This is a genomic window from Leisingera thetidis (assembly GCF_025857195.1).
GTDB lineage: Bacteria > Pseudomonadota > Alphaproteobacteria > Rhodobacterales > Rhodobacteraceae > Leisingera > Leisingera thetidis.
On the sequence record NZ_CP109788.1, the window covers coordinates 124853 to 137465 of the forward strand.

The 12613-nt window shown below is 62.8% G+C and carries 8 protein-coding genes; 6 read left to right on the forward strand and 2 right to left on the reverse strand.

Features of this window, described 5'->3' with window-relative positions; translation table 11 throughout:
- Positions 1 to 242 precede the first annotated feature (242 nt).
- Together OKQ63_RS21665 and OKQ63_RS21670 are read left to right on the forward strand one after the other, a co-directional pair.
- Entirely contained in the window at positions 243 to 5777 is a 5535-nt protein-coding gene (locus OKQ63_RS21665) for a coiled-coil domain-containing protein (protein ID WP_264214214.1), read from the forward strand.
- A gap of 22 nt (positions 5778 to 5799) precedes the next feature.
- Positions 5800 to 6504 (forward strand): CpXC domain-containing protein, encoded by a 705-nt coding sequence (locus OKQ63_RS21670; RefSeq protein ID WP_264214215.1) that lies wholly within the window; start codon positions 5800 to 5802, stop codon positions 6502 to 6504.
- A gap of 420 nt (positions 6505 to 6924) precedes the next feature.
- Here the strand turns inward: OKQ63_RS21670 and OKQ63_RS21675 are convergent, their stop codons facing one another.
- A complete protein-coding gene (locus tag OKQ63_RS21675; protein WP_264214216.1) occupies positions 6925 to 7449 on the reverse strand; it encodes a CBS domain-containing protein in 525 nt (174 codons plus the stop codon).
- 108 nt (positions 7450 to 7557) lie between these two features.
- Between OKQ63_RS21675 and OKQ63_RS21680 the strand changes: the two genes are divergently transcribed.
- The 3 genes from OKQ63_RS21680 to nqrM all read left to right on the forward strand — a co-directional run bounded on the left by OKQ63_RS21680 (position 7558) and on the right by nqrM (position 9142).
- On the forward strand, positions 7558 to 7746 hold the full coding sequence (locus OKQ63_RS21680) for a hypothetical protein (RefSeq protein WP_264214217.1): 189 nt from the start codon (positions 7558 to 7560) through the stop codon (positions 7744 to 7746).
- A 78-nt stretch (positions 7747 to 7824) separates the two neighbouring features.
- Positions 7825 to 8859, forward strand: coding sequence for an FAD:protein FMN transferase (locus OKQ63_RS21685; RefSeq protein WP_264214218.1), 1035 nt, complete (start codon positions 7825 to 7827; stop codon positions 8857 to 8859).
- Between the two features lie 46 nt (positions 8860 to 8905).
- Complete coding sequence (gene nqrM, locus OKQ63_RS21690) at positions 8906 to 9142, forward strand: (Na+)-NQR maturation NqrM (RefSeq protein WP_264214219.1); 237 nt, start codon at positions 8906 to 8908, stop codon at positions 9140 to 9142.
- A 42-nt stretch (positions 9143 to 9184) separates the two neighbouring features.
- Here nqrM and OKQ63_RS21695 read toward each other — a convergent pair whose 3' ends face one another.
- Positions 9185 to 10579: an efflux transporter outer membrane subunit gene (locus OKQ63_RS21695; RefSeq protein ID WP_264214220.1), complete on the reverse strand. Its 1395-nt coding sequence runs from the start codon at positions 10577 to 10579 to the stop codon at positions 9185 to 9187.
- Positions 10580 to 10965: 386 nt separating this feature from the next.
- Between OKQ63_RS21695 and OKQ63_RS21700 the strand changes: the two genes are divergently transcribed.
- Positions 10966 to 12387 (forward strand): aldehyde dehydrogenase family protein, encoded by a 1422-nt coding sequence (locus tag OKQ63_RS21700; protein WP_264214221.1) that lies wholly within the window; start codon positions 10966 to 10968, stop codon positions 12385 to 12387.
- Positions 12388 to 12613: the final 226 nt, after the last annotated feature.

Below are 12613 nucleotides of genomic sequence, written 5' to 3' on the forward strand. Positions count from 1 at the left end.
AGACGCCCGCAAATGCCGCAAGCACCACGGCCTGGGCGGGGCGCAGCCCCTTCATTCGGCGGACCCGGCGGGCCGGAACATCATCAGCATTTCACCTTGGTGCACATATGGATTGAGTGTGCGCAGCCTGAGGAGATTGACAAGAAAAAAATCTTGCTGGAATCCGGGTTCCATGCGACTCTCGAAGAGGTGCAAAGATAACGTACTTGTTTTAAACAGTTTTTTATCTCAGGAGCTGCCCCATGCCTCTTGATGGATCTGCCGCGAAAGAAATCAAGCAACAGATGGCACTTGCGCGCAAGCGCGCGCTGGCCTTTGGTTTGTGCTTCGGCAAGAAAATCGAAAACTCGGTTTTTCTCACCCACAAAACCAAGGCTGCCAAAGTGCTGGGCAAGCAGGCGAAGTCGGACGGGGAAACGCCGCAGTTCACCTTTGGCACACTGAAGCTTGACGGCAAGGAGCTGTCGCTTTCGGTCGAGGGCAAGATCGTGCCGGGCATGGCCCGCAAGGCCAAGAAGATGTTCATGGTGGTCGGGCTCAAGTACAGCATCATCATCCTTGATCCCGACGGAACGGTGGTTGAGGCCGACCGCGACGACGAGGATGAGGAGGCGGGCGACGCCCCCGAGGCCGCCCCGGCTGCCAGCGGCGACACCGCCACCGAAGATCCGGCAGAAGCGCCGTCCGCCGAACCGGACCCGGCGGAAGCCAAATGGACCGCCACGGCGGCCAAGATCGAGGCCAACCTGGTCAAACTCAGGGGGATTGCCGGCATCGACCTCTCCAGGTCCGAGGCGCTGTGGAAGGCGATCCAGGCCAAAGCGGAAGGCAGCGGCTTTGCGGCGGCGCTGGAGCATGTCGCCAAACTCTCCGCCGAGATGAAAACTGCGGCCCAGGACGCTGCGGCCCGGGCCAAGCGGTTGAGCCTGCTGGAAGGCAAGTGGCAGCAGGCCGCGGCCAAGCTGGAACCCATGATAGAGGAAATCCTCGCCCTCAAGACCGCGCAGTCGGAGAAAATCGAAACCGTCTGGACGCAGATCAAGGCCCGTGCAGCCGCCGCGCCGCCTGACTACGAGGGCGCGCTCAAGGCGGTTGGCCCCCTGGCCCAGGCGATTTCCAAAGCCCGGCAGGCCGCCGCGGAGGCAGGCCAGGACGATCCGGCTCCGGCCGGCGCGCCGGCGGCAGCAGCGGAAGACGGGGAAACACTGACTGCACCGAAACAGGACGCTCCGGCCAAGGCGCCCGAAGACGCAGCGCCGCCCGCCGGTGACACAGGCGGGGACGCCACCGATGCCGATCTGGCGGAACAGGTTGCCCGCATCGAGGCGGCGCTCAAGGCACTGCGGGAGGGTCCGGTCAAGACCTACAACACCATGCTGCCCGAGGCCGTCAGCCAGACACCGGACAAGTGGAAGGCCGCGCTGGACAAGGTCGAAGCGCTGGCAGCTCAGGCCAAGGCGAAACCCGACGCCGGCAGCGGGGCCAAGCTGGAGGCCGGCGAAAAGGCCTTGGCCGGTCTGGAAAAGGCGGTTGCCGCGGACACCGACGCAAAGACCAATTTTCAGAAGGCGCTGGCAATTTTCGATCTGCGCCTGGTGCCGTTGACCAGCCACCCCAAGGCAGGGGCGCCGGAAATTGCTCCTGAAATCACAAAAATAAACGGGCTGCGGACTGCCGCTGTTGAAAAGGCAAAGAACCACGACTTGAAAACGGCCACCGGGGACCTTGCCGCCGCGGAAACCGTGATTGCGCAGACCGAAGTCCTGGCCGACGATTTTGCGCATTTCATGGCAATTGATGGCGACCGCCAGACAATGGCCGACACGGACCGTGGTGTTACGACCGGCGCCCCTGCGGTTGATGACCCGGCGCGGGAAATGGAGCGTTTGTACGACGCGGCGCAACAGGACAAGGCCGCGAAGAAATTCAAGGACGGCACCAAGAAACTCGACCAGATTGCGGTGGTATTTGCCCGGACCGCAAAGGTGAAGGTGCAGCGCAAGAACTATGAAGATGCCCGGCCGAAAGCGAAATCCTGGGTGGATCACTGGGCAGGGCTGCCTGCCGCAACCAAAACGCTGCTGACGGCGAAGCTGACAGAGCTCGGCGGCTACTACACCGATTCAGACGTTGCCACGACCAAGGATTACTCTGCATCCCTTGGCAAGCTGGGGAAGTTCTGGACGCTGCGGAGCTTTCTGGAAAAGGAAATTCCGGTTGTTCAGCAATATGCGCCGAAACTGCAGGCGTTCGAGGCCAAGCTGAAGGATTTCAAGGACCATGACGGAGCCTCCGGCATTCAAGCCATCATTCTGAAAATGGAAGCGGATCTCGCCTCGGCCAAATCCGAAGCCGCGCTGCACAAGTTCTCGACAGCCTTGACCCTTCTGGATGCCACGCAAGGGGATTGGGCTGCGGCCGCTGCGCAGGCTGATGCCTGCAAGGCGTACAAGGAGAAACGTGCCGCTGTTCAGGGCAAAATCGATGCCCTGAAGAATGTGCCGCAGGCTGCGGCGATGGTTGCGGATGCCAAGGCTCTGATGGCAGAAGCGGCGGCGGCGGCGCTCAAGCTGGACTTTGCGGCGGCAAGCAAATCCCTTGCTGATGCGGAAAAACGGGTGGACAGCGCCAAGGCGTCGGCTGAGGCCTCGGTGGAACTGGACGGCCTCACCGATGCGGCGGCGCTGGACAATCTGAAAAAGAAATGGGACCCGGCCTTCAAGGTCTTCACCGATATCCGTGACAAAGTTGTCGCGGCGGATACCGGCACTGACTTCACTGTGCTGATCGCAAAGGCGCAAGTCCCTGCGGCGGAAGCGGAAAAGGCCAAGAAGGCCAAGAAGTACGACGATGCCCGGGCGCATCTGGACAGCGCCATCTCCAACCTCAAGATGGCCATGGTGCTGATCCACCAGCACCGCGCCTTTGGCGATCTCAAGACCTCGCTGGCGGGGCAGGCGGCGGCACTGGCGCCGCTGAACGATGCCAATTGCCTGCAGCCGCATCTTGACGACATCACCCGGCTGACCGGCGAAGCGGACGATCTGATCAAACCGGAAGGTTACGATTACAAGGGCGCGGAGGCCAAAGTCGCTGCGGCGCGCAAGGTGGCGGAGCAGGCCCGTGCGGATGGCGAGCTGTACAAGACGATCAAGGCGGACCGGGCCAAGGCCGCCGCAATTATCGCCAAGATCACCACCGAGGGCGGAGCTGTCGAGACCCAGCTGGCGCACCGCAAGACCGAAATCCAGGCGCTGCTGGATGAAAGCACCGCAAAGCAGACGGCGCGGGATTTCCAAGGCTCGGCCGAGAAGGCCAAGGCTGCCGCCGGCTGGGAAAAAGCCACGGATGAGGATTTGAAGACACTCAAGACCGTGCTGGGCTGGGAAGACCCGTTCTTCAAAGTGCCGCGCGCCGCGCTGATCGGGCCGGGCAAGGAGGCCGGGGTGCATCAAATCGCGCGCGCAGATGCGGACTTTGCCAAGTACGAGGCTGCGAAGGCCGCCCATACCTATTCGGCTGCATTGAGAGTGTTCGAAAATGCCTTTCAGAAGATCGAAGCCTGCAAGCTCCTGATTGCGGCGGCGGACCTTTACGCGCCGGCGCTGACTGATGCACAGGTTGCAGTGGACGCGCTGGCAGCCGAGCGGAACGCGGCAACCGCGGACAGGATCAAGGCGCTTGAAGACAGGCTGGCGGCGGCGAAGGTGGACACCGCAAGGACGGATCTGACCGCAAACGACTACTCCCAGGCGGAAAAGCTGCTGAAGGCGGTCACGGAGCAGGCCAAGGCTTTGCTTGTGGAAATCAAGGGATCATCGGAGTATGAAACAGCCCGGCAGGCCGCACAGGACAAGCTGGCCGAGGCGCAGGGGCATAAGCACGCGGATGCCATCAAGGCACAGCTGACCCGGCTGGCTGCCAAATACAGCAATCTGGTAAAACAGGCCCCAGGCGGCTATGCAACGGCCAAGACCATGGCGGAAGAGGTGACGGCATCCGCCGAAGAGGCCATCAGCACAGCGAACCGGCACGGCATTCTCGAAGCTGTGAATTCGGCCATCGGCGGCGACGAGGACAGTGCGCCCTGGTGGCCGCAGGTGCAGGCGGCGAAACTTTCCATCAAGGTGGTGGGCGGCCGCGAAAACGCCGAAGTAGCTGCGGTTCACCTGAAAACCGCCGAGACCGAAATCGAAAACTGCCAGAAGGACGGGCTTGCCGCCAAGGTTGCCAAGGGCCATTTGCTGGCCGCGCTGGAGGCCTGCAACACGGCGGATGAGGTGATTTCGCAATATGCGTTCATCCAGCAGGAAACCGCCCGTGCGCGGGCCGCGCTGGCTCCGGTCAAATCCCACGATGAAACCGCTTATGTGAAGGCCGAAATTGCCGAAGCTGACAAGCTGCTGGCAGGTGCGGAAACAGCTGCAAAAAGCGGGCAGAACTACGGCAAGGTCAGTGCGGATATTGAAAGAGCCATAGCTTTGACCAAAGCGGCGCTGGAAATGGCCGGGCTTCACAAGCAATACAAGGAATTGCGCGCCAAGCCAGAGGTCGAGCCCCGCCTGAACGTGCTGGAAAAGCACGAACACCGCTATGCCATCAAACCCAGCATCGACTCCATGCGCAAGAAGCTGGCCGATGCGGCGGCGCAGGCGGCCGGCAAAAAGCCGGCCGAGGCGATCAAACTGCTGGAAGAGGCGCGCGCCATCGGCACCAGCGCCTTTGTGATGGCCGAAATGCGGGCCAACACGCCGCCCAAGGAAGCGGACATCAAGGAAATCCTGTCGCGCCCGAATGGCACTGATGAGCTGGACGCGATGATCGACAACCTGGAGCCCGAGGCGCAGCGGGCAGTGGTCAAGGTGGCGTTCAAGGCGCGTTTCGGATGCGACATCAAGAACTTCAGCAACGAGAACCTGGCTCCGGCCTCCGAAATCGCCGATGCCAATCTGAAGGGTCCGAATATCGTCGCTTTCTACAAGGCGATGCAGGACCTGCCGCTGGATCACACGCTCAGCAATGACTCACTGCAGAAGTTCGCCGTCAATGAGGCCGCCAAGGGCGGGTCAAAGTACCAGGGCAAGGAAAAGCGGATCGTGATGCATGAAGGCGATGCCGGGCTGTCGCCCAATTATGCCTTTGGCAGTGACGATGCGGTTGGCAGCCTGGATGATGCGACCACCCCGGAAGAGCGAGCGGAACTGGAGAAATGCAAACCCGCCAACGAGGAGCCGGTCACCTTTTTCAACTGGAATACCCTGCATGAAGTCGGCCATGCGGTTGATGACAAAAAGGGCTTCATGAAAAGCAACGGCAGCAAGAAGGCCTTTGGCGGCTGGGCCGAGTACGGCATGGATATTGCGGGCATCGCAGATAAGATCGCCGCAAAGTTCAGCTATGACAAAGCCTATGTCACTGAATACATGGCCCATAACAAAAGTGCGCATGTTCCGGCCAAACCCGCGGATGAGACCTGCTCGGACGAAGAATGGGAAAACCGCCGCATTCAGGTGCAGGCGCATATCGATACAGCGTCCGAACCGGCCAAGCCCTGGTCCAGCATGACCTCGGCCAAGAAAATTGCGATTGATGGGGTCGTATACCAGGAAAGCTATCCGAACACCTGGACGTCCTACCTGCTGGGCGAGCGGCCCAAGGGCATTACCGGGTATCAGTTCCGGGCGCCGGGGGAATGGTTCTCGGAACTTTATGCCGCCTATCACTCGGGCAAGCTGAAGCCGAACCACCCTGCCGTTGGCTGGCTGTCCAAACTTTGATCCATTGAAAGGCCCTTGACTGATGTCGCTTTTTCACCCCGTCAATCTGGTGTGCCCGCAATGCGAAGCCCCTGTATCGATGATGGCAGTTGGCAGCGTGAACGCAGACCGCCGTCCCGACCTGCGCGAAGACATCCTCACAGACCGGTTTCAGGACGTCGCGTGCGGCGCCTGCGGGGAGAGTTTCCGCTTGCAGCCCCAGTTCAATTATCTGGACGCCGGGCGCGGGCAGTGGATCGCCGCGATGCCCGCCAGCCGGATGCGCGACCACCTGGAGCTTGAGGATGAGGCCACCGCGCTTTTCTCCAGCAGTTACGGCACGAATGCCCCGGCAGCCGCCCGGGAAGTCGGGAGCGGACTCGCCGTGCGCCTGACCTTTGGCTGGCCGGCCATCCGGGAAAAACTGCTGGTGCGGCAGCTGGAACTGGATGACGTGATCGTGGAGATGATGAAACTGCACATCCTGCGAAGTGTGGAAACCGCGCCTCTGTCCGAGGGCGTTGAGCTTCGTTTGGTCGATGCGGACGAAGAAGGGGACGGGTATGTTTTCGCCTGGCTGGAAACCGCGTCCGAGAAGTTCGTCGAGTACCTGAGCGTGCCTGCAGAACTTTATAAGGCGATACAGGATAACCCCTCTGGCTGGGACGCCATACGGAGCCGGCTCGAAACCGGTCCTTTTGTTGATTTCCAGAAACTCTATATGGGCGAAGGACGTCAAGCGGGCTGACATTGCCACCGGTGTCAGGCTGCGGTCCCCCCTTTGATCCTGCCAGACGGCTCTCAAGGGAGCACTGGGGTTGATGTGATCCCCAACGCCGAACCGCCAGAAGCTGGATTTTGCCGGCACTTTACTGTTGCCGGAAAAATTTTTCCGTGACTCCGGCAGCCCGCTCGCACCTCCTGTGAGCGATACCTGAACCGGCAACCGATCACATCATCATTGCGTGCGCGGCGGCGTAATCCATCTCGTTCTCTGCAGCTTGCTGCAGTCACCGCACTCTATCGAGAACTTGACCTCACCCTCCGGCCAACCGGGTTGCCCAGGCTTCGTCCCGCTGTGCGACTTCCCAGGAAACGTGCGGCAAATGCCTGCATTGTTTCTGCGGCTGCCGCTCACGCCTCTATGGACCAGCCCGGGCCGTTCGGCTCAGCCGACGATCATCTGCTTCATCCGCAGGGCTTCGTACTCCAGCTCTTTCAGGCGGAAATTCACCACGTCGCCGACGGTGATCATGCCGGCCAGCTTGCCGTCCTTCAGCACCGGCATGTGGCGGAAGCGGCCTTCGCTCATCCTTTTCAGCACATCATGCAAATAGTCATCCGGCGTGCAGGTATGCACATTGCTGGTCATCAGGGCCGAAACCTCCTGCGGCAGGGTGTGGCCCGGGGTTTCAGCCATCCGCCGCACAATGTCGCGTTCCGACAGGATGCCCTGCAGATCGCCGTTCTGATCGGTCACCACCAGCGCGCCGATGTGCTTTGCCTTCAGCACATCCACCACATGGCCGATAGTGTCGTTGGGCCGCACCGCAAAGATGGCATCGCCCTTGCCCTCCAGCAGCTTGGCCACTGTTGTCTGCGAATGCGACAGGTTTGACTCGGCGGACTGGCTGTAAGTGTGCTTGTCCTCCTTGTCGCCCCGCATCGGAGCTTGGTATGAGGTCGGTGCCATTGCGCGGGTCTCCTCCTATCCTGAACAGGTGATACCTCATCTTAACGCGGGATTCCGATCCGGGAAGGGGCGAAATGACGCGAGCGCTAACATGGACCGGAAAACAACATGTTCGAGACTCTTTACCTGACCCCCGTCACCGGCGCGCTGACCGTGTTCCTGGTGGTGGTCTGCGGCCATATGTACCGGCAGACCTGGAAGACCCAGCCGCCCAATGCCCGGCTGCGTGCCTGGTTATTCGGGGTGCCCGCGGCGCTCGGCCTGCTGGTGCTGGCCTTTGTGCCGTTGAAGTTCTGACGGCGCGGTCTGCCCGGATTTGACACTGGCGCCGTGCAGGGGCATAGCAGCGCCAGTTTTGCCGCCGGAGGTTGCCCGATGCCCAGAAGGTTTCTGCTTGCCCTGATCCTGCCCGTCACCCTGCTGCTGCCGGGCTGCTGGTTCGGCAGCGCGCCGGAAGAACTGCGGCTGTCGGGCGAGACCATGGGCACCACCTACAGCGTGGTTGCGATTGGTACAGGACTGGACCATGAGGCACTTGCCGCAGCGGTCGAGGGCACCCTGGCCGCGGTGAACGCCAAGATGTCAAATTGGGATCCGGCTTCTGAAGTTTCCACCTTTTCCGCCGCGCGCAGCACTGCGCCGGTCCGGGTGTCGCCGGAGTTTGCCGATGTGCTGGCCGCAGCCAACGACGTGCATGAAAAGACCGGCGGCAAGTTCGACGTGACCCTGGGCCCGTTGATCGAACTGTGGGGGTTTGGCCCGCGCAGACCCGAGGATCCGGTGCCGTCCGACGAAGACATTGCAGCGGCGCTGGAAAGTGTTGGGCAGGCCCGGCTGCTGACCCTGGATGTCACCGCGGGAACCTTGAAGAAATCCGCGCCGGAGACCGGCATCAACCTGTCCGCCATCGCCAAGGGGTACGGCGTCGACGCGGTGGCGGCGGTGCTGGAGGGGTTCGGGGCAGACCGGTACATGGTTGAGATCGGCGGCGATCTGGTGACCAAGGGGGATAATGCCAAGGGCGAGGCCTGGCGCATAGGTATTGAAAAACCCGGTGCGGGGGCGCAGACCGTGCAGCTGATCGTGCCGGTCAGCAACCTGGGGCTGGCGACTTCGGGCGATTACCGCAACTATTTCGAACATGACGGCGTGCGCTATTCCCATATCCTCGACCCGGTGGCGGGGCGGCCGGTGACGCACAGCACCACGTCAGTCACGGTGATTGCGGAGAACGCCATGCTGGCGGATGCCTGGGCCACCGCGATGCTGGTCCTGGGGCGGGAAAACGGGCTGAAGCTTGCGGAAGCGCATAAACTTGCCGTGTTTTTCATAGACCGGGACGTGCAAGCCGGCGCGGATGCCTATATGACCTCTGCCAGCAGCGCGTTTGAGGCGCTGACCGGACACTGAACCGCATCGAACCGAACTAAGCCGAACCGAACCGCGAGAGACCCCAATGAGCACCTTTCTTCTGGCCTTCATCCTGCTGCTGATCGTCACCCTGGGCATGTCGCTGGGGGTGATCCTGATGGGCAAGAAGATCAAGGGCAGCTGCGGCGGCCTCAATGCGATTTCCGGCGCCGACAAATGCGTGGTCTGCTCCAAGGACATCGACCCCGACAGCCCGCTGCGCGACAAGCTGCAGTGCAAACGCGCCCGTCAGATGGTCGAGAAGATGCAGGAACAGGCCTGAAGCCGGACAGGCCGGCCCCTGGCGCGCGGGGGCTGGATCCGGTTACTCAGCCGCGGCGGCAGCCGGGCTCTGGCCCGGTGCCCAGCCTTTACCCAGGGAAATCTGCAGGCTGGACCAGGACAGGGCCAGATCGCGCCGGGCCGCAATCAGGTTCAGCTCATTGTCGCGCAGCGCTTCTTCGGTCGACAGCAGGTCGAACAGCGTGATCTCGCTCGCCCGGAAGGTTTCGCGGGCCAGATCGGCAACCTTGGTGCCCAGATTGACCGCGCGGACCTGGGCGGCGGTGCGCTCGCGGGCGGCTCTCAGGGTGCTTTGCTGGGACTGGACTTCTTCGACTGCGGACCGGACCGAGGCACGGTAATCGTATTCGGTGGCCTTGGCTTCGGCGATGGCCTGTTCGTGGAAGGCGCGCAGAACCGGGCGGTTGAACAGCGGCAAGTTCAGCGCCGGCCCGATCTGGTAGAGGTTGGGCGCGTGGCGGGTGGCCCGGACGCTGCCGGTGATCTCCAGCGACGGGTACAGCTCGGCCTCGGTGACGCCGATATCTGCCGTGGCGCTGCGCAGCTGGGCTTCGGCCAGCAGCACATCTGGACGGTTGCGCAGCAGGGTAGCGGGCACGCCCAGTTCCGGCTGGCTGGCGGGGTAGGGCTGGCCGTAGCTGCCCTGCATCATCGCGAACACTTCGGAGGCATCGCGGTCCAGCAGCGTCGCCAGGGCAAAAACGGAAGATTCGTAATTGGCGATGAAGGAGGGCAGGTCGGCCTTGGCGCTGGCGACCTGCAGCTTGGTGCGCTCCAGATCCAGCGCCAGCACCGCACGGGCTTCTTTCAGCTCTTCGACGGTTTCCAGGATTTGCTGGCGCAGCTGGATCGTCTTGCGGGTGACGGCGGCGCCGCGCTGGAAGTAGCGGGCCTGGATATAGGTGCGGGTGATGGCGTCGATGATCGCCAGCCGTGTGGTGGCCATCTGGTAGAACTGCGCGTCGCGGCCGGCGACAGCGCGTTCGGAGCGGCGCTGGAACTCGCCGAACAGGTCGAATACATAGGTTGCGCCCGCTTCGGCCGTGTCGGTGCTGGTGGAGCCATCCTGCGATTCGCGGCGTGAGAACACCGAACTGCCCTCCAGATCGCCGCTGACCTGTTCCGCGCGGCCGCTGCCCCGGCGCAGGGCTTCTGCAGCTTTCAGCCGTTCGCGGGCGGACTTCAGGCTGAGGTTCTGGGCCAGGCCTGCCTCGACCAGCCGGTTCAGCGTCGCGTCGTTCAGCCCCTGCCACCAGGTTTCAGAGGCACCCTGCGCGGTCGCATAGGTGCGCGAGTGGTAATAGCTTGCGGGCACCGCAAAGTCCGGCCGCTGGTAGTCCAGACCGACGACGGTGCAGCTACACAGGATGGTTCCGGCCAGCAGCACGGAACGGGCTGTCCAATTGGAGTTGCTCATGACTTGCCTCTAGGCGCCCGGTTTTGCGGGCTTTCGAAAATCATAGCCAGCGCCGGGCAGTGCTGCGAACACCTTCCTGCCGTTGAGGGAGTCTTTGCCGCGCACTGATGCGCGCAGTCCACAGCCTGGGTGCTGCGTAATCTGTTGCGGCTGTGCCGCTTTTGCTGCTTCCCGGCGGCGGCGAACCGGTCAGTCTGCGGAGCAGATGAACGCTGCCGGGAAGGGCTGCAGGGATGTGCCGCCGGGGCAGTGCCGGCGCTTGACGGGCATGGGCCGCGCCTTCACTGTTTCGGCGAAGGGCTGTGCACCTGCAGCCCTGTCCTGCCGGCCGGCCCGGTGTCTGGCACGCCTGAACCGCAACCGCGACACAAAGTGAGAACAACCTGATGGACCTGCAAAAATTCTATATCGGCGGCGCCTGGGTGACGCCGCATTCGAACCGCGGTTTCCCGGTGCTGAACCCGGCGACCGAAGATCAGATCGGCACCATTATCCTGGGCGATGAAACGGATGTGAACACTGCCGTTGCAGCGGCCAAGGCAGCATTTGACGGCTTTTCGCGCACCTCGCGCGACGAGCGGATTGCGCTGCTGGAACGGCTCCTGGAGATCAGCAGGGCACGGCGCGAGGAGATGGCGCAGGCGCTCAGTACCGAGATGGGCGCGCCGATTTCGATGGCGCGCGATGCCCAGGCCGATTCGGGCATCGGCCATCTGGAAGGCATCCTGGAGGCGCTGAAGGCTCAGACCCTGCGCGAGACACTCTTCAACGGCGATATCCTGGTGCGCGAGCCGATCGGGGTCTGCGGGCTGATCACGCCCTGGAACTGGCCGGTCAATCAGATCGCGCTCAAGGTGCTGCCGGCGCTGGCCACCGGCTGCACCTGCGTGCTGAAACCGTCGGAGCACACGCCGGTGTCGGCCGCGGTCTATGCGCAGATGATTCATGATGCGGGCTATCCGGCGGGGGTGTTCAACCTGATCCACGGCGACGGGCCGACTGTCGGCGCAGGCCTGTCGCGCCACCCTGATATCGACATGATGTCCTTCACCGGCTCGACCCGCGCAGGAGTGGCCGTGGCCAAGGATTCCGCGGACACCGTGAAACGGGTAACGCTGGAGCTGGGCGGCAAGTCCCCGAACCTGGTGTTTGGTGATGCCGACCTGCAGGAGAAGGTCACCGCTTCGGTGCTGGAGTGCATGTACAACACCGGCCAGAGCTGCGACGCGCCGACCCGGATGCTGGTGGAGCGCAGTTGCTATGACCAAGTGCTGGAGATCGCCAAGGCTGCGGCAGAGGGCCAGGCGGTGGGCGACCCAACGCAGGAAGGCGACCACATTGGCCCGATGTTCGACCGCATCCAGTTCGACCGGGTGCAGGCGATGATTCAGAAAGGCATCGACGAAGGCGCCACCGTTCTGGCAGGCGGCCTCGGCCGTCCCGAGGGGCTGGACAAGGGCTGGTATGTGCGCCCCACCGTCTTTGCCGATGTGACCAACGACATGGCCATTGCCCAGCAGGAGATTTTTGGCCCGGTGCTGGTGATCATCCCGTTCGAGGACGAAGAGGATGCCATCCGCATCGCCAATGACACGCCTTACGGCCTGGCCGCCTATCTGCAGACCGGCGATCCGGAGCGGGCCGAGCGGGTGGCAGCCCGCCTGCGGGCAGGCGCCGTGCATATCAACGGCGGCGGTTTCAACTACGGTTCGCCCTTCGGCGGCTACAAGCAGTCCGGCAATGGCCGCGAAGGCGGCTTGCTGGGGCTGGAGGATTACCAGGAAATCAAAACCCTGCATTTCGGCTAAGTCATTTCCCCTTCCGGACGGACCCGCAACCGGGAGGGGATGGCTGCCGCCAGCGGCGCTTCTGGTGCCGTTATCCAGCGTTTTCCATGTCGCAATCCGCCAAGCGCGCCCCGCGGTGCCGCCTCAAGATGGCGGCATGGCACAGAGCATCATTCCCAAACGCCTTGACCGCCGCGCAACCGGTTGCGATCTGGTCGCTGTCTGAAAGCGCCGCCCCTTGACGGGC